At 68.1% G+C, this 14,980-nt stretch carries 23 protein-coding genes; 4 read left to right on the top strand and 19 right to left on the bottom strand.

Annotated elements, in window-relative coordinates; genetic code table 11:
- Positions 1–84: 84 nt before the first annotated feature.
- The 17 genes from CVO96_RS05910 to CVO96_RS05830 form a co-directional block, all read right to left on the bottom strand.
- Positions 85–714, bottom strand: coding sequence for a dihydrofolate reductase family protein (locus tag CVO96_RS05910; RefSeq protein WP_103311391.1), 630 nt, complete (start codon positions 712–714; stop codon positions 85–87).
- Between the two features lie 85 nt (positions 715–799).
- Positions 800–1,198, bottom strand: coding sequence for a VOC family protein (locus tag CVO96_RS05905; protein ID WP_103311389.1), 399 nt, complete (start codon positions 1,196–1,198; stop codon positions 800–802).
- A gap of 4 nt (positions 1,199–1,202) precedes the next feature.
- Entirely contained in the window at positions 1,203–1,616 is a 414-nt protein-coding gene (locus CVO96_RS05900; protein WP_103311387.1) for a VOC family protein, read from the bottom strand.
- A complete protein-coding gene (locus tag CVO96_RS05895) occupies positions 1,613–2,023 on the bottom strand; it encodes a VOC family protein (protein WP_103311385.1) in 411 nt (136 codons plus the stop codon). The genes CVO96_RS05900 and CVO96_RS05895 overlap by 4 nt, the downstream gene beginning before the upstream one ends.
- Before the next feature lie 3 nt (positions 2,024–2,026).
- Entirely contained in the window at positions 2,027–2,470 is a 444-nt protein-coding gene (locus tag CVO96_RS05890) for a YdeI/OmpD-associated family protein (protein ID WP_103311383.1), read from the bottom strand.
- Positions 2,471–2,532: 62 nt separating this feature from the next.
- A complete protein-coding gene (locus CVO96_RS05885; RefSeq protein WP_103311382.1) occupies positions 2,533–3,996 on the bottom strand; it encodes a DHA2 family efflux MFS transporter permease subunit in 1,464 nt (487 codons plus the stop codon).
- The gene (locus CVO96_RS05880; RefSeq protein WP_103311380.1) at positions 3,993–4,586 is read right to left on the bottom strand and encodes a dihydrofolate reductase family protein; all 594 of its coding nucleotides are present in this window, start codon (positions 4,584–4,586) and stop codon (positions 3,993–3,995) included. The genes CVO96_RS05885 and CVO96_RS05880 overlap by 4 nt, the downstream gene beginning before the upstream one ends.
- A gap of 55 nt (positions 4,587–4,641) precedes the next feature.
- On the bottom strand, positions 4,642–5,196 hold the full coding sequence (locus tag CVO96_RS05875) for a dihydrofolate reductase family protein (protein WP_103313320.1): 555 nt from the start codon (positions 5,194–5,196) through the stop codon (positions 4,642–4,644).
- Between the two features lie 203 nt (positions 5,197–5,399).
- Positions 5,400–5,849 (bottom strand): VOC family protein, encoded by a 450-nt coding sequence (locus CVO96_RS05870; protein WP_103311378.1) that lies wholly within the window; start codon positions 5,847–5,849, stop codon positions 5,400–5,402.
- A gap of 126 nt (positions 5,850–5,975) precedes the next feature.
- Positions 5,976–6,524, bottom strand: coding sequence for a DUF4287 domain-containing protein (locus CVO96_RS05865; protein WP_103311377.1), 549 nt, complete (start codon positions 6,522–6,524; stop codon positions 5,976–5,978).
- A gap of 23 nt (positions 6,525–6,547) precedes the next feature.
- Entirely contained in the window at positions 6,548–7,000 is a 453-nt protein-coding gene (locus CVO96_RS05860) for a DUF1569 domain-containing protein (protein ID WP_103311375.1), read from the bottom strand.
- 27 nt (positions 7,001–7,027) lie between these two features.
- Positions 7,028–7,408, bottom strand: a complete 381-nt coding sequence (locus CVO96_RS05855) for a VOC family protein (RefSeq protein WP_103311373.1) — start codon at positions 7,406–7,408, stop codon at positions 7,028–7,030.
- 117 nt (positions 7,409–7,525) lie between these two features.
- Positions 7,526–8,230: an N-acyl homoserine lactonase family protein gene (locus tag CVO96_RS05850; protein ID WP_103311370.1), complete on the bottom strand. Its 705-nt coding sequence runs from the start codon at positions 8,228–8,230 to the stop codon at positions 7,526–7,528.
- Positions 8,227–8,424: a hypothetical protein gene (locus CVO96_RS05845; RefSeq protein WP_103311367.1), complete on the bottom strand. Its 198-nt coding sequence runs from the start codon at positions 8,422–8,424 to the stop codon at positions 8,227–8,229. Before CVO96_RS05845 ends, CVO96_RS05850 begins: the two co-directional genes overlap by 4 nt.
- A 20-nt stretch (positions 8,425–8,444) precedes the next feature.
- The gene (locus tag CVO96_RS05840; RefSeq protein WP_103311364.1) at positions 8,445–8,987 is read right to left on the bottom strand and encodes a dihydrofolate reductase family protein; all 543 of its coding nucleotides are present in this window, start codon (positions 8,985–8,987) and stop codon (positions 8,445–8,447) included.
- Between the two features lie 20 nt (positions 8,988–9,007).
- On the bottom strand, positions 9,008–9,589 hold the full coding sequence (locus CVO96_RS05835; protein ID WP_103311362.1) for a dihydrofolate reductase family protein: 582 nt from the start codon (positions 9,587–9,589) through the stop codon (positions 9,008–9,010).
- A complete protein-coding gene (locus tag CVO96_RS05830; protein WP_103311359.1) occupies positions 9,582–10,145 on the bottom strand; it encodes a dihydrofolate reductase family protein in 564 nt (187 codons plus the stop codon). The genes CVO96_RS05835 and CVO96_RS05830 overlap by 8 nt, the downstream gene beginning before the upstream one ends.
- A 191-nt stretch (positions 10,146–10,336) precedes the next feature.
- On the opposite strand from CVO96_RS05830, the gene CVO96_RS05825 reads away from it, so the two are divergent.
- The 3 genes from CVO96_RS05825 to CVO96_RS21020 are packed head-to-tail and all read left to right on the top strand — an operon-like array spanning position 10,337 to position 11,825.
- Positions 10,337–11,008: a winged helix-turn-helix transcriptional regulator gene (locus tag CVO96_RS05825; RefSeq protein WP_103311357.1), complete on the top strand. Its 672-nt coding sequence runs from the start codon at positions 10,337–10,339 to the stop codon at positions 11,006–11,008.
- A gap of 50 nt (positions 11,009–11,058) precedes the next feature.
- Positions 11,059–11,655, top strand: coding sequence for a GrpB family protein (locus CVO96_RS05820; RefSeq protein ID WP_103311354.1), 597 nt, complete (start codon positions 11,059–11,061; stop codon positions 11,653–11,655).
- Positions 11,652–11,825 (top strand): hypothetical protein, encoded by a 174-nt coding sequence (locus CVO96_RS21020; protein ID WP_165795215.1) that lies wholly within the window; start codon positions 11,652–11,654, stop codon positions 11,823–11,825. The genes CVO96_RS05820 and CVO96_RS21020 overlap by 4 nt, the downstream gene beginning before the upstream one ends.
- A 23-nt stretch (positions 11,826–11,848) precedes the next feature.
- Here the strand turns inward: CVO96_RS21020 and CVO96_RS05815 are convergent, their stop codons facing one another.
- Positions 11,849–12,916, bottom strand: coding sequence for a M36 family metallopeptidase (locus tag CVO96_RS05815; protein WP_103311350.1), 1,068 nt, complete (start codon positions 12,914–12,916; stop codon positions 11,849–11,851).
- An 83-nt stretch (positions 12,917–12,999) separates the two neighbouring features.
- Positions 13,000–13,803 (bottom strand): 2,5-didehydrogluconate reductase DkgB, encoded by an 804-nt coding sequence (gene dkgB, locus CVO96_RS05810; protein WP_103311347.1) that lies wholly within the window; start codon positions 13,801–13,803, stop codon positions 13,000–13,002.
- 115 nt (positions 13,804–13,918) lie between these two features.
- Here dkgB and CVO96_RS05805 point away from each other — a divergent pair, with 115 nt between their 5' ends.
- Positions 13,919–14,875: a DNA/RNA non-specific endonuclease gene (locus tag CVO96_RS05805; RefSeq protein WP_103311344.1), complete on the top strand. Its 957-nt coding sequence runs from the start codon at positions 13,919–13,921 to the stop codon at positions 14,873–14,875.
- Positions 14,876–14,980 lie beyond the last annotated feature (105 nt).

The raw sequence follows: 14,980 nt of genomic DNA, 5'->3' as shown, positions 1-14,980 counted from the left end.
CGTGGGGCGCCGGGGCCCCGTCCGGCCGCCCTGCCCCTGCCTTTCGGTGCGCCGGGCGAGGTCGGCCAGCGTGCGGCAGGACTCTCACGCCCTCCCCGCGGTGCGGCCGCTCACGTCGTACACGCTGAGCACGTTCCCCGAACCGGGAAAGGTTCGTACGCGCAGCAGCCGGAACTGCGCGGGCGGGCGGCCCACGAACAGCGGCGTGCCGTCCGGGCCGGCCAGCAGCGGAAAGGTCGTGAGATGCAGTTCGTCCACCAGCCCGCGCCCCAGCAGGTCGTTCCACAGCAGACGGCCCAGCAGGATCAGGAGGGGCGGGCCGCCTTGCGCCTTCAGGGCGCGCACGGTGTCTGCACTGTCGGCGATCTTCACGGTGCGGGCGTTCGGGAAGGGCGTCAGCTCCTCCGGCGTGAGGTGATCCGACACGATCACCGTCTCGATCTGCGCGATCCGCCGCGCGAAGGCCCGGCGCACCTCGGTCGCCTCCGGATCGCCCTGCACGCCCTGCCAGTAGCGCAGGTTGTTCAGGGCGGACTCCCGGCCCGCGAGCAGCAGCGTGCCCGCCGCCTCCAGCAGCTTCAGGTTGGAGTGGTCGAACTGGTCGTCCCCGTGGTACTGGGGGTGCTGGTACTCGAACAGGGGCACCAGGGTGCGGCTGGCGTCCTCGTAGCAGCCGTCTAGGGTCACGAAATTGCTGACGATCAGTGGGCGCATGGGGGTGTCCTCCGTGCGCCGCTCGCCCTCTGCTGCAGGGCCGAGCCGCCTGCGTCGGTGTCGGCGAGCAGGGTGCCGAGGAGCTTCACAGGTCGCAGGACAGCTCCCAGATCGTGCCCATCGGATCCTGGAAACTGGCGGTGCGGATGCCCCAGGGGCGATCCATCGGGCCGTTCAGGAGCGTGACGCCCCTGTGCGCCAGATCGGCACAGCGGGCATCCACGTCCTCCACCCGCAGGGTGTACACGGCGCGTGCTCCGTCCTGGGGCCGTGCGGCGGTCGCCGGGCGGATGAGTTCGTCCGCCTGCTGGATGGCGATGATGTTGATCAGGGTGCCGCCGAACTTGAAAACAGCGGAGGTGTCGCCTTCAAACACGGTCTGGAGATCGAAGACCCGGCGGTAGAAGGCCTTCGCCCCCTCCAGATCCTCCGCGAAGAGGGTGATGGCGAAGATGTTGTCCGTCCAGTGGGCTGATTGGGTCATCGAATCACTCCCTCGCGTCGATCTGCTGCACGGCCCAGCCGTTGCCGTCGGGGTCTTGAAAGGTCAGGAAGCCGACGAAGTTCAGCGCCTCGTCCGGGGTGGCCGGGCGCGGGGCGGGGCCGCCCATCACCTGAATCTCCCCGACCTGCACGCCACGGGCCAGCAACTCGTCCCGCGCGGCGCGCACGTCCCTCACCACGAGCTGCAGGCCCTGCATCGAGCCCGGCGCCATGCGGCTCAGGCCCGTGCCGATCACCACCGAGCACCCGGAGCCCGGCGGCGTGAGCTGCACGATGCGCCGCGTCTCGCCCATGCGGGTGTCGTGGTCGACCTTGAAGCCGAGCCCATCCTCGTAGAACGCTTTCGCCCGGTCGATGTCGCTCACCGGCACCACCACGACCTCCAGTGTCCAGTTCATGGGGTCTCCCCGTGGGGCAGATTCAGTTGCCAGGACACGCCAAAGCGGTCGTTCACCCAGCCAAAGAGCCTGCTGAAGCCGTACTCGCCCAGCGGCATCAGCTCGGCTCCACCTGCCGAGAGCCCGGCATGGAGGCCACGCAGGTCTTCCTCGCTCTCGCAGTCCACGAACAGCGACACCGACGGCGTGAAGCTGAAGGCGTGGCGCACGGGGCTGTCGGACACGCGCAGCCGCAGGCCGCCCAGCACGGCCTCCGCGAGCCTGACGCTGCCCTCGGGGCCGGGTTCGCCGGGGCCGTAGCGCTCCATCGAAAGCACTTCGCCGCCTTCGAACAGCGACGTGTAGAGGGTCAGGGCCTCCTCGGCGCGGCCCTCGAACATCAGAAAGGGGGTGATGGTCTGGGGCATGGCTCAGCCCTCCAGAAGCGTCTGAATTGCCTTCTGGACACGGCGGGCGCGGGTCTCCGGATTCTTCGTGCCGTCCACGCTCAGGGTGTGCTGGCGCTGGCCGCTGTAGGAGAGGCGGCCGAAGGCGGCGAGCGCGGCAGGCTGGGCCTCCAGCGCGGCCTGCAGGTCGGCGGGCACCACGACCTCGCGCGGGGCGGTATCTGGTTCCAGCGTGACGGTCACGCGGTCGCCCGCGCTCAGGCCCGCCCTGCCCCGGTGCTCGGCACTCACGGGGATCATCGAGCGTCCGTCCATCACGCCGACCGTGCTGCGGTACGCGTACCCGTTCAGGGTGACGGTCACGGCGGGCCTTCTGCCGCCCCCCAGCGTCTCCATGATGTCGGGCGGCACCTCGATGCCGGTGGCGGTCTTGCCTTCCTGGATCAGCGTGGCGTCAAAGGTGGGCATGGGGCTCCTTGTGAGGCAGTTGGGCGGGGTCTTGATCCGGATGGTCGGCCCGATTTCCGTGCTCAGTCTCCGGGTTGGGCGAGCGACTGAAGTTCATTCGTGTCCGACGCGTGCTGGGGCTGCGGCGCCCGCTTCAGGAACAGTGACAGCACCACCGCGACCGCCGCGATCACGGCCGACACCGTGAAGGCCAGATGCAGCCCGCCGACCTGGGCGGCGACCGGGGCGCTGCCCTGGGCGCTCAGCGTGGCCGCGCGCCCGGCCATCAGCGTGACCAGCAGGGCGGTGCCCGCCGCGCCCGCGACCTGTTGCAGCGTGCTCAGGATGGCGCTGCCGTGCGAGTACAGCCCCGGCGGCAGCGGCCCCAGCGCGGAGGTGAAGACCGGCGTGAACAGCAGCGCCATCCCGGCGCTGAGGGTCAGGTGCAGCGCCAGCAGCGCCCAGACGGGCGTGGCGGTGTCGATCCGGCCCAGGGCCAGCAGCACCAGGGCCATCAGCACGGCGCCCGGCACCACCAGCGGGCGCGGCCCGACGCGGTCGTACAGCCGGCCCACCGTGGGGGCACACAGGCCCATCAGCAGGCCGCCGGGCAGCAACAGCAGGCCGGTCTGGAGCGTGTTCAGGCCGCGCAGGTTCTGCAGGTACAGCGGCAGCAGGATCACGGCGCCGAACAGGGCCATCATGGCAATGACCATCAGGCCGACCCCCAGCGAGAACATGGGGAAGCGGAAGGCGCGCAGATCGAGCAGCGGTTCGCCCGTGCGGGTCAGGCGGAGCTGCCGCCACAGGAACAGGGCGAGCGACACGCTGCCCACCGCCAGCGGCACGCTCACGGCGGGGTCGCTCAGACCGCCCTGCCCGAACCTGCTCAGGGCGTAGACCAGCCCGCCGAAGCCCAATGCCGAGAGGGGCACCGAGAGCAGATCCAGGCTCAGGCGGCGCGGCGTGCCCACGTTCCGCAGCGTGCGCGCTCCGTAGGCCAGCGCCAGGAGCGCGATGGGCAGCACGAACAGGAACATGGCACGCCAGGACAGCGCCTGCAGGATCAGCCCCGAGATGGTCGGGCCGATGGCCGGGGCCACCGAGATCACGATGCTGATCTGGCCCATCACGGCCCCTCGCGTGCGCTCCGGCACCAGGGTCAGCACCGTGGTGATCAGCAGCGGCAGCATGATCGCCGTGCCGCTCGCCTGCACGACGCGCGCCAGCAGCAGCGGTTCGAACCCCGGCGAGAGGGCCGCCAGCCCCGTGCCCACGCTGAACAGCGTCATGGCGAGCAGGAACACCGTGCGGGTGCTCAGGCGCTGGAGCAGGAAGCCGGTCACCGGAATCACCGTCGCCATCGTCAGCATGAAGGCGGTCGCCAGCCACTGCGCCGTGCTGGCGCTGACGCTCAGATCAACCATCAGGCGCGGCAGGGCCACGTTCATGATGGTCTCGTTCAGGATGACCACGAAGGTCGAGATCAGCAGGATGACGATGACGGCGCGGTCGCGCTGGGCCAGGGTATCGGGGGCGGTGGTCATGGCAGTCCTCCGGGCACGACGACTCCAGACGTGGCGTACCGCAGCATGGTCACACCCGCACCGAATGTTTTGGATTCCAGCAGCTTCAGCATGCCGGCGGGCTGCCCCGGCTCGAACAGCGGGGTGCCGCCGCCCAGCGTGACGGGGTTGAGGTACATCAGGTATTCGTCGACCAGGCCCAGCCGCGCCAGCAGATGCACCAGCCGGGGACTGCCGAAGACCATCAGCGGGCCGCCGGGGTGCGCCTTGAGGGCACTGACCTGTGCGGCCACGTCGTCCCGGATCAGGGTGGTGTTGTTCCAGTCGGCCCGCGTCAGCGAGCGCGAGATGACCAGCTTGGGAATCGCCTCGACCCAGGCCATGTGCGCGCGGTCGTGCTCGCTGCTGTCTGGGTTGGCATTCACGGTCGGCCAGTACCCGGCCATCATGCCGTAGACCACGCGGCCGTACACGGCGGCCCCCACGGCCTTCAGGCGCGCGTCGACATCAGCGGCGATCTCCGGCTCGACGTTCGCCCACTCCAGTTCTCCGTTCGGGCCATTGGCATAGCCGTCCAGCGTCAGGTGAGTGAATGAAATGAGCTTCCGCATACCAGTTCCCTCCTCGCAGGCCGCCCGCAGCCCGTCGGCGTCAAGCTGCGCGGCGTCACTTCTGCACACTGAAATAGATATACGTACACTGGCCTGCTTCGACGAGCCTCGTCTTGGTGAGCATGATCTGCGTGCTTTCGAGGTGCGCGAACAGGTGCTGCCCCTGACCGAGCAAGACCGGCATAATGCCGATTTGCAATTCGTCTACCAGACCGGCTTTCAAGACCTGCCAACCGACGTTCGGGCCGCCCACGACCACGACGTCTCGTTCTCCAGCGGCCTGTCTGGCTTGCTCAACAGCCGCTTCGACCGAGTTGACGAACGTGAAGTGTAGACGGCTATTTCCCTTTGGTTTTCTTTCTGGCGCGTGGGTGGTAACGACAAAGATCGGTACCTGAAATTCGTAGCTATCGGCGTATGAATCGGGATCACTGGCCCCCTCAAAGGTTCTGCGTCCCATCACGACCGCTCCAGTCTCGTCAATGGCCTCCCGCATCAGACCGGTTGCATCAAGCGCTTCCAGGTTGGGCGAGAGCAGGGCACCACTGCCATTCGCGTCATCGATGAACCCATCGAGCGACATGGTCATACCGAAGACTACCTTTGCCATAACGACCTCCAATTTCTGCGGGTCACCACATGCCAGAAGGTGGTGTTCATGAAGCTGGAGGAAGGCGCTTCGGCCCTGCAACCAGTGGTGGCCCATTCATGATTTCGCCGCCCGCGTGTCTGGCCCGTTCAATCAGACCAACGGCGCGATTCTGGCCGGTAAAGAGGGAGTAACGATGGTGTGTTCTCGTGTGGTGGCAACGCTCAGGAGGCCTGTTGCCCGAGTTCCTGGGCGAGCCCGATGAGGATGCCCTCGGGGCCCCGGATGTAGCAGAGCCGGTAGGTGTCCTGATACTGAACCACCTCGCCGACGAGCTGTGCGCCGCGTTTGACGAGCCGGGCGAGCGTCTCGTCGATGTCCTCCACGGTGAACATGACACGGAGGTACCCCAGGGCGTTCACCGGGGCGTTGCGGTGATCGGCGACCACACTCGGCGCGAGGAACCGCGACAACTCGAGGCGGCTGTGACCGTCCGGCGTCCGCATCATGGCGATTTCGACGCGCTGGTGGCGCAGTCCCGTGACGCTGTCTGCCCAATCTCCCTCGACCGGGGCGCGCCCCTCGAGATGGAGGCCAAGTTCGGTGAAGAACCCGATGGCGGCGTCGAGGTCTTCAACCACGATGCCGACGTTGTCCATGCGCTTGACGCTCATACGGTCTCCTCAGCGCCTGACTGGTTGTTCCACCGTGGGGCGGCGTGGGCTCTCGGTGGCTCTCCCTGCGGCCCGCAGGCGAACCCATCCAGTGCCGGGGGCGTGAACGACACGGGCTTTCGCACGTCAGCTCGCCCCCTCGTAGGCCGCGCGCAGCCAGTCCAGCACCTCGGCATCGACCTGCGCGGCGCCCGTGATCCGGACGCGGTGCGTGACCATGCTGTTCCACGACCCGGCGGCCTCGAAGCGTTCCGTGGGCTCCGCCCCCTTGCGCTTGATGCCGAGATCGAGAAACGCCGCGCCCGGCTGCACGATGGCGAATTTCCTGCCGCCCCGCCGCAGGCTGACGTAGGAGTCGGTGGGCGCGATGTCCAGGTCATTGCCGAATCCATCGACCGTTGCCCGGAGCGTGTCGTACACGCCGCGCCAGACGGCCTTCTTCCCGCTGAAGATGGCCTCCACCTTGCTGTCTTTCGGCGTTCGGAAGTGATCCGCCTTGAGCAGCGCCCCCGCCACCGCCGTCGCGTGCCCGTGCCCCAGCCCGAACTCCTGTTTGAGCCAGGCCACGACCTCGCCGTGCCTGCTCAGCCCCTGTTCAGCGGCGAGTGTTCTGAAATCGGCCACGGTCTTGCCGGTCTGTGCCTTGACGGTATCGAGATACGTCTGAAATGACATGGATGCTCCTTATGGCCCTGAAATCAGACGCCGAACTGGCGGAAATGATGATCGATATGGACATACTGCAACCGCGCCCACTCCTGAGGGGTCAGGCGACCAAAGAAGCTGTGGGGCTGCCGCGTGATTCCGGCCTCTCCAGCCTGGATGAACCGCTCCAGCTCAAGCTTCAGCCCCTCTGATTCCTGCTCGAAGTGTCTGTGATCCGAGACCTTGAGGCTGGGGAGGGTCGGGACATTCCTGGGCACGCCGTCTTTGAGAATCCTGCGTTTGGCAAAGGAGCCGAAGAGACGTCCCAGCAGGGTTTGAGCGGTCGTCTGGCGATTGAGGGCCAGGCGCAGGTTGGCCGCGACGTGAGCCAGCATCTGCGCCACGTCCATCTCGCCCCAGAGCGCCGGGCTGGACGGAGCAAGGGTCTCAAGACGCCTGAGCAGATCCGTCGATATTCCTGGCTGGAAGAGATGTGGTTCGTACATGTCGTGCCTCCTTTGCCAGTGCGGCGCTCAGGATGGCGGCCCCTGTTGAATGACCGACAGGACATTGCCCGCCGGATCCGTGAACCATGCGATGTCTGGCCCCTGGCCGCGCATGATGCCCTTGTCGTCCAGATTCATGCCCTCGTAGTGCTCGAACGGCACCCCGCGCCGGGTCAGCTCGTCCACCGCCGAATCGATGTCGGCCACCGGGAAGTTGAGGATGGTGAAGGTCGCGGGCGTGTGGTCGGGCCTGGGATAGACCAGGGTCGCGTTTCCGCCCTCGATGTGCAGCCGCAGCATGCCGTGCTCCTCCGTGACCTCCAGCCCGAGGACGTCCCGGTAGAAGGTGTGGGCGGCGGGGATGTCATCGACCGAGAAACCGCTGAAGGCCGGTGTCTTCTTGAACATGTCGGTGCTCCTTTCCTGCAGGGTGTGACCGCTCGGGATGGGGGTTCGGGCGTGGAGGCTTCCCACGGCTGGTTGCCGCTGGGGAAAGGGGTTCGGGGAATGGGGACGCCTCCCTCCTCACCCGTAGAACTCCGGCAGCTTGTTCAGCCCTTCCCACTGGGCCCCGTCATGCCCGAAGATGACCAGCCCGATCTGCTCGCGTTCCACCAGATCGAGCAGCTTCACGGTGCTGGCGCGGATCGCTTCGGCGTCCGGCTGGCTCCCGTCGTCCTGCGCGTCACGCGTAAACCCCTCGGCGAAGGGAACCGCGTCGATCGGCAACAACACCGCCCCCGTGCTGGGCAGCTGCACCAGCACCGATTGATGTCCCGGCACATGCCCGCTCGTTTCGATCAACGTCAGCCCCGGCAGCAGCTCCGTGTCCCCGTCCACCAGACGAAGGCGCTCCGCCGGCTGATCCCACTGGGGCCGGGTGGCCGCAAAACGGGGGTTGCTCGCCGCATCCAGCTGATGCACGCGCTGAACGACATAGGTCGCCCTCGTGAAGGCCGCGTGTCGTCCGGCATGGTCGAAATCGTAGTGGGTCGAGATGACGGTATCGATGTCGTCCGGTGCCAGGCCAATGCTCGCCAGTTGCCGGATCACGTCCTGGCCGTTCTCGAACTCCGCTCCTTCTTCCGGAATCACCTCCGGGAGGCCGCTGTCGATCAGGATGTTCCTGCCGTCGTTCGTCTGCACCAGATAACAGACGATCGGAATCTGGTAGTGCGGCATCGATCCAACCTGCATGAGATAAAGACGCTTCACGGCGGTTCGGGTCATACGCTTCTCCCCGAAATCGAATGGAGGTTCGCAGCGTTGAAGACGCGAGACTCAAGGCTCGAACAGACCCACAGGGCCCAGTCCGCCGACTTCGGCAGGTGAAATCTCACGTATTCGCTGGCGCCATTGATCTTCTCGGCGACGATCCTGCCGGTCTGTGCGTCGACGGTATCGGGATAAGCCTGAAATGACATGGGTGCTCCTCCGCCGCCGGTCAGGACGTCGTTTCGGGGGTGTACACCAGCAGCACCACGCCGGAGGTGAAGGTGCGCGATTCGGTGAGCCTGAGCTTGACCGGCGTCTCTCCGAAAAGCCGCTTGCCGGCGCCCAGCGTCAACGGATAGACCAGCAGGTTGAGCTGATCGACCAGCCCCTGCTCCAGCAGGAAGCGGGTGAGCTCGCCGCTGCCATAGACCAGGATGTCCCCGCCGGGCTGCGCCCTGAGCCGCGCGACTTCCTCCGCGACGTTCTTGCCGATGACCACGGAATTGTTCCACTCGGGGCCTTGCAGGGTGGTGGACACCACGTGTTTGGGGAGGCCGTTCATTCGGTCGGCAAATCCCTGCTCATCGGTCTGCGAGGGCCACGCTTCAGCGAAACCCTGGTAGGTCACCCGGCCCAGCAGCAGGGCGTCTGACGCGAAGAGTTCTGTGCGCTTGAAGGCGGCACCATCATCGTTCCGGTAGGGGACGGTCCAGACCGGGTTCTCCATGACGCCGTCCAGCGAGAGGAACTCGGAGATCACAATTTTCCCCATGTCAGTGCTCCTTTAAGCCCTCAGGCCAGACCGGCGGTGACCGCGTACGAGAGCAGCACCACGCCGTTCGGGAAGGGGCACGTCTCGCACAGGGTCAGGGGCAGGGTGCTCTCGCGGCCCGGCTCGAACAGACGGCGGCCCATGCCGACCACCACCGGCTGAACCAGCAGGTCGAGTCCGTCGAGCAGACCGTGCGCCAGCAGCGCCCGCACCAGCGTCACGCTGCCGCTGAGGTTCAGGGGCCGGTCGCCCTGCGCCTTGAGCTGGGTAATGGCGGGCACGAGGTCGCCGCCCAGCAGGGTGGAGTTCTCCCAGTCGGCGCGTTCGAGTGTGCGCGAGACCACGTACTTCCTCGCGCTGTTCATCCTCGCGGCACCGGGGTTGTCGGAGCCTGGGCCGGTGAAGAACTGCTCGAAGCTCTGGTAGGTCACGCGCCCCAGCAGCAGGCCGTCACTCTGGGCGGACGACTCGCCGATGAACGCCCCGAGTTCGGGGGAGAAGTACGGCATCGTCCAGCCCGCGCGCTCGAAGCTATCGGCGGGGCCAGGGCCCTCGACGACGCCATCCAGAGACATGAACAGACCGGCGTTGAGCTTACGCATGGGGAGCCTCCTCGACGCGGTTAATGCGGTAGGTCAGGTGCGTCGCGTGCGCGGACTCCACGACCCGCACGCGCTCCAGCCGCACCGTCTGACCCAGGGCGCCGAACAGCGACAGCCCCCCGCCCAGCAGCACAGGCGCGACGTGCACCTGCACCTCGTCCAGCAGCCCCGCCCTCAGAAACTGCCGTGCCACGTCCGCGCCGCCGGCCACGCAGACGTCGCGGTCTCCGGCGGCGGCCCTCGCCTGGGCCAGCGCACTCTCGATGCCGTCCGTGACGAAGATGAACGTGGCCCCGCCGCGCTGTGCGGTGGGCAAAGGCGTGTGGGTCAGGATGAAGTGCGGCACCTTGTATTCGGTGTCGAAGCCGTCCGGGGCGGTGCCGAAGGCGCGGTGGCCCAGGATCATCGCGCCCATGCCGCTCAGGAGTTCAGCCTTGATGTCCTCGGCGGCGCCCTCCGGCGCGAAGTACCAGTCGTGCAGGCCGCCGTCTTCACCGTCCGGGCCGGCGATGAAGCCGTCGAGGGACATGGCGAGATCGAGGTAGACGCGCGTCATCGGCGGCGTTCCTTCAGAAGGCGGGGTGGCCTCAGTAACACGGCGATCGGCGGCATAACGTCCTCCTGATGGGCGGCTGGTGGGCAGCGCCAAACTCATAATTTTTCTTCCCATTTAGCTTACAACAGAATGATCCTAAATTGCAACCTTGCACTTAGTCAACCGTACCGTGCCGGCGTACTCTGAGTGAAATGGCTGTTCAGCGCACCACCCCCACCCGCCGCTACGACGACGGCTGCGCGGCCGCGCACGCCCTGGATCTGGTGGGCGAGCGCTGGGCGCTGCTGGTGGTGCGCGAGCTGCTACTGGGGCCCAGGCGCTTCAGCGACCTGCGCGCCGAATTGAGGGGCATCAGCCCCAACGTGCTGTCACAACGCCTGAAAGATCTGGAAGACACCGGCGTGGTCGTGCGCGAGGAACTGCCGCCGCCCGCCGCCCGCAGCGTCTACGCCCTGAGCGCCTGGGGCCGCGAGCTGGAGCCGGTGCTGCAGCACCTGGGCCGCTGGGGGGCGCGCTCGCCCGACAAGCCGCAGGCGCCCATCAGCCTCGCCACGCTGGTCACGGCCATGAAGACCATGTTCCACCCCCCCGCCGCGCAGGGGGTGCGGGGTACGGTGGCGCTGCGGATCGGCCACGAGCGCTTTCAGGTACGCGTCTCGGACGGCGAACTGGACGTGCGGCGCGGTGTGCCCGAGCGGGCCGACGTGACCCTGACGGGCGACGTGCAGACGCTGGGCGGCCTCTGCTTCGGTGGCCTGCCGCTGGCGCAGGCCGAAGCGGGCGGGCTGCGTATCGAGGGCGACCGCGAGTGGGCCGAGCGCTTTCCCACGCTGTTCCAGATGCCGGACGTCGTGCAGCGGTAGCGCATCTGGCGGATGTCGCCCGCCGCCGGAAATCGGACACTGGACGCAGCATGAGCCAGCTTCCTCCGGTGCCCGACGCCGCTCCCCTGACCGACGCGGAGATGGCCGCCGCCTCCGTGGGCGGACTGACGCGCCTGAGTGGCCCGATCGTGCTGGCCGACTCCGATCCCCAGTGGCCCGTCCTGTTCGGCCGCGAGGCGCGGCGGTTGCGGGCCCTGCTGGGGGGGCGTGTGCTGGCGCTCTCGCATGTGGGCTCGACCTCGGTGCCGGGGCTGTGCGCCAAGCCGATCATCGACCTCGACCTGACGGTGGCTGATTCTGCCGATGAAGCGGCCTACCTGCCGGAGCTGGAAGCCGCTGGCTACCGCCTGAGCGTGCGCGAGCCCGACTTTCACGAGCACCGGGTGCTCAAGGGGCCGGACACCGACATCAACCTGCACGTCTGGTCGCCCGGCAGTCCGGAAGCCACCAGACACCTGATCTTCCGCGACTGGCTGCGTGTGAACGAAGCCGACCGCCAGCGCTACGGCGCCCTGAAACGCGAGCTGGCGCAGCGCCCCTACGCCTATGTCCACCAGTACAACAACGACAAGGCCGCCCTGATCCGTGAGATCTACGCGCGGGCGGTGGCCGCTCGGGGCGGGTGAGGCCGGTTCACCCCGCCGGGGGGCGGGCACCGGTCGGCAGCTCCATGCATGGTCTGGAGGCCGCCGGGCTGGGCCTGAACGATCATGTCCCGGCCCTGACCGTCATCGTCGCCCAGACCCTCAACCCGGACTGGCGGCTGGAGATCGGGGCGGTGGCCGTGTGGCGTTGAGCGACTCGCCAGAACGGCCGCCCCTACTTCAGAATCCCGCGGTTCACGAAGGCCTTCCTCACCGTGGCGGCGATCCCCGCGCCGTACATGCGCTGAGCGGTGTCCACGGTCGTCCGGGCGGCGGCGGCGAAGCTGGTGTCCGGGGCGAAGCCGAACTGCGCGTTCACGATGATCCGGTCGGCGGTGCGGGCCCCCAGCGCCTGCCGGATGTCCCACAGGGGGCGCGACCAGATCTCGCCGTCGGCGTGCACCTCGCCGCGCACGTCCTCGGGGTAGTGCTTGTCGGTGTCGGTGCGGCGGATGCAGTGCGGCGTGGTCGCCGTGTACGACACGCTGTCCCAGTCCATCAGGCAGGGCAGGGGCGTCCGGATCGGGGCGCCGTTCGCCTTCGCCACGGCGTCGGCCACCGTCAGGGCCAGGTAGTCCCCGAACGCCTCCCCGATCGAGCCGGCCTCCAGGCTCGTGCCGAAGCCGGGCACCTGGGCAGCGTGCACCGCGTGGCCGTACTCGTGCACGATCACCTCGCCGTCCTCGGCATCGTCCACCCCGCCCTTGCCCAGCCGGATGATGTCGGGGTGGTCGTTCTGGTACGAGTTGTCCAGGCCGTACTGGCTCACCTTGACCGCCTGCTGGTCGCTGTTCACCGCCGGCAGCTCGGAGCCGAAGCCCAGCGACTGGAGGTACTTCTGGGCCTCGGTGATCCAGTAGTAGGCCATGACCTGCTCGAACCCATCCTGGTCGCGGGTGAAGTCGAAGGGCCCCGTTCCGTACACGGGCGTGCCGGTCTCGCTGACGACCCGGGCGTAGTCGCCGCTGAGATACCCGCTGCCGTCCAGATTTGTCAGGGTCACCGGGAAGTAGGCGCTGGCGGGAACCGCCCCGGCGCTGTCCTTCTGGTCGCTCAGCCCCTGGTCGCCCGTGGTCTGCACCGGGTTGGGCAGGAAGGCGCGGGCGGCGGCGGTGCGCTGTCCGGTGGGCGGCTTGCCGTTGCCCCCCTGGGCCGACAGGGTGCCGCTCGTCTGCTGGCCGCATCCGGCGAGCAGGGCAAGGCTGAGGAGCGCGGTCAGGGCCGCCTTGGTCTTGAGTTTCATGGTGAGGGCACTCTAGTGCACGGCGCGTGACAGCAGCGCCGACACGTCCGGCGAGTGTGCCGTGTGGGCGATGGGGGTTGGCCTCAGTCCCAGTCCGGGGCCATGTGCGGCGGGTTGGCGATGCGTTCTCCCCGGTCGAGTTCGCCTATGCGCGCCATGTCCTCGTCGGTCAGCCGGAGCTCCAGGGCCCCCAGGTTGCTCTGCAGGTTCTCCCGCTTCGTCGAGGACGGGATGACCGAGTGGCCCTGCTGCAGGGCCCAGGCCAGCGCGACCTGCGCGGGCGTGGCGCCGTGCGCCCGGGCGATGTCCTGCATCACCGGGTCGGCCATGACCTTGCCCACCGCCAGGGTCATGTACGAGGTCAGGTGGAGGCCCTCCTGGCGGGCGAACTGGGCCAGGGTGCGGTTCTGCAGGTAGGGGTGGATCTCGACCTGATTGGTCGCCAGGGGCACGTCTCCCAGGATCTCGCGGGCACGCCGGAGCTGCTGGATGTTGAAGTTCGACACGCCGATCTCGCCCGTCAGGCCCTGCGCGTGGGCGTCGGCCAGGGCCTCCAGGTACTCCTCGGGCTTCACCTCGCCGTTCGGCACGGGCCAGTGGATCAGCGCCAGGTCGACGCTGTCCATCTGCAGCTTCTCCAGGCTCTCGCGCAGGCTGGGCACCAGCTTCTCCCGGCTGTAGTTGGGCATCTTGATCTTGGTGGTGACGTACAGCTCCGAGCGCCCCATGCCGCTCTGGGCGATGGTCTCCCCGATCTCGCCCTCGTTGTCGTAGAACTGCGCGGTGTCGATGGCGCGGTAGCCCAGTTCCAGGGCATTGCGAACCGAATCCCTGACGACCTGACCTTTCAGGCGAAACGTTCCCAGACCAAAGGGTGGAACAGTCATAGAGCACCTCCGTAGAGGGGCAGCATGGCGCGCGGCGGGTGGGGAAGGCAAGGCGCGTAGAGTGCAGGAAGCTTCACCCTCATGCCGCCACGCCGCCCGCCGCCCCGGAGGCCCCATGTCCGACTCCCGCCCCGTCCGCCGCATGGCCCTCCGCTTCGACCCCGATTACGCGGGGCGCCCCGGCTACCGGCCGGACTTCCTGCCGGGGTTCACCGTGCCCCTGCCGGGCGTGACGCCGCAGCGGGCCGCCGACCTCGTGCTGGGGGCGGACGGCGCTCCCCTGGAACTGCAGTACCACCATTTCAGCCTGCTGGTGCACGCGGCCCGGCGCTCGCAGCTGTGGTCGGCGGTGAACGTGGACTACACCCCCCAGCGGCGCTTCGGGAATCCCGACCGCCAGACCCTGGGGCGCGACGAGTGGCGAAGCGACCCTCGCCTGCCCCCGGAAGCCCTGCTGCGCGACGCCGACATCTACGCCGATACCCTGTTCGACCGCGGGCACGTGGTGCGCCGCAACGACAACGCCTGGGGCGAGACGTTGACGGAGCTGGAGTACGCCAACGCCGATACCTTCCACTGGACGAACGCCACCCCGCAGCACGCCGACTTCAACCAGTCGCGGGCGGGCGGGCTGTGGGGCGGGCTGGAAGACCAGCTCGTCGGCGCGCTGGGCGCCGCCGGGGCGCGGGCCTGCCTGTATGCCGGGCCGGTGCTGGCAGGGAGCGATCCCAGCGGAGACTTCGGTGCCGGCCCTGTCCAGTACCCGCTGAAGTTCTGGAAGGTCGTGGTGGTGGCCGAGGGCGAAACGCTGCGGAGCTACGCCTTCCTGCTGGATCAGAGCGCGGCCATCGCCCGGCGCGGGCTGCGCGACGAGGCTCTGGCCGAGGAGGATCTGAATTTCGGCGGCTTCGAGGTCTATCAGGTAGGACTGGAGGAGATCAGCGGCCTGACGGGCGTGACCTTCGCGCCAGGGGTGGGGGCGGCGCAGGTGGACAGGGGAGAGGTGGGCACACTGGAAACCTTGCCTGTGCGGCGCCGCCTGGAGAGCTTCGGGGACGTGCGGCTGCGCTAGGGTCTGCCCGGCGGAGCGCACAGCCTCGGCCACGGATGACGGGCGCCGGGCGCCGGCAGGTGTGTCACTGGGCGTCTGGCCGCGCCTGTACACTGAAGCCCGTTC

This window comes from Deinococcus koreensis (assembly GCF_002901445.1).
In the GTDB taxonomy this organism is placed as follows: domain Bacteria; phylum Deinococcota; class Deinococci; order Deinococcales; family Deinococcaceae; genus Deinococcus; species Deinococcus koreensis.
The sequence above is the reverse complement of the archived record's forward strand: the minus strand, read 5'-3'. Positions and strand labels throughout refer to the sequence as shown.

Coding starts and splice junctions, on each gene's coding strand:
- CVO96_RS05910 (WP_103311391.1), bottom strand. CDS start 714: ATGCGCCCACTGATCGTCAGCAATTTCGTGACCCTAGACGGCTGCTAC.
- CVO96_RS05905 (WP_103311389.1), bottom strand. CDS start 1,198: ATGACCCAATCAGCCCACTGGACGGACAACATCTTCGCCATCACCCTC.
- CVO96_RS05900 (WP_103311387.1), bottom strand. CDS start 1,616: ATGAACTGGACACTGGAGGTCGTGGTGGTGCCGGTGAGCGACATCGAC.
- CVO96_RS05895 (WP_103311385.1), bottom strand. CDS start 2,023: ATGCCCCAGACCATCACCCCCTTTCTGATGTTCGAGGGCCGCGCCGAG.
- CVO96_RS05890 (WP_103311383.1), bottom strand. CDS start 2,470: ATGCCCACCTTTGACGCCACGCTGATCCAGGAAGGCAAGACCGCCACC.
- CVO96_RS05885 (WP_103311382.1), bottom strand. CDS start 3,996: ATGACCACCGCCCCCGATACCCTGGCCCAGCGCGACCGCGCCGTCATC.
- CVO96_RS05880 (WP_103311380.1), bottom strand. CDS start 4,586: ATGCGGAAGCTCATTTCATTCACTCACCTGACGCTGGACGGCTATGCC.
- CVO96_RS05875 (WP_103313320.1), bottom strand. CDS start 5,196: ATGGCAAAGGTAGTCTTCGGTATGACCATGTCGCTCGATGGGTTCATC.
- CVO96_RS05870 (WP_103311378.1), bottom strand. CDS start 5,849: ATGAGCGTCAAGCGCATGGACAACGTCGGCATCGTGGTTGAAGACCTC.
- CVO96_RS05865 (WP_103311377.1), bottom strand. CDS start 6,524: ATGTCATTTCAGACGTATCTCGATACCGTCAAGGCACAGACCGGCAAG.
- CVO96_RS05860 (WP_103311375.1), bottom strand. CDS start 7,000: ATGTACGAACCACATCTCTTCCAGCCAGGAATATCGACGGATCTGCTC.
- CVO96_RS05855 (WP_103311373.1), bottom strand. CDS start 7,408: ATGTTCAAGAAGACACCGGCCTTCAGCGGTTTCTCGGTCGATGACATC.
- CVO96_RS05850 (WP_103311370.1), bottom strand. CDS start 8,230: ATGACCCGAACCGCCGTGAAGCGTCTTTATCTCATGCAGGTTGGATCG.
- CVO96_RS05845 (WP_103311367.1), bottom strand. CDS start 8,424: ATGTCATTTCAGGCTTATCCCGATACCGTCGACGCACAGACCGGCAGG.
- CVO96_RS05840 (WP_103311364.1), bottom strand. CDS start 8,987: ATGGGGAAAATTGTGATCTCCGAGTTCCTCTCGCTGGACGGCGTCATG.
- CVO96_RS05835 (WP_103311362.1), bottom strand. CDS start 9,589: ATGCGTAAGCTCAACGCCGGTCTGTTCATGTCTCTGGATGGCGTCGTC.
- CVO96_RS05830 (WP_103311359.1), bottom strand. CDS start 10,145: ATGACGCGCGTCTACCTCGATCTCGCCATGTCCCTCGACGGCTTCATC.
- CVO96_RS05825 (WP_103311357.1), top strand. CDS start 10,337: ATGGCTGTTCAGCGCACCACCCCCACCCGCCGCTACGACGACGGCTGC.
- CVO96_RS05820 (WP_103311354.1), top strand. CDS start 11,059: ATGAGCCAGCTTCCTCCGGTGCCCGACGCCGCTCCCCTGACCGACGCG.
- CVO96_RS05815 (WP_103311350.1), bottom strand. CDS start 12,916: ATGAAACTCAAGACCAAGGCGGCCCTGACCGCGCTCCTCAGCCTTGCC.
- dkgB (WP_103311347.1), bottom strand. CDS start 13,803: ATGACTGTTCCACCCTTTGGTCTGGGAACGTTTCGCCTGAAAGGTCAG.
- CVO96_RS05805 (WP_103311344.1), top strand. CDS start 13,919: ATGTCCGACTCCCGCCCCGTCCGCCGCATGGCCCTCCGCTTCGACCCC.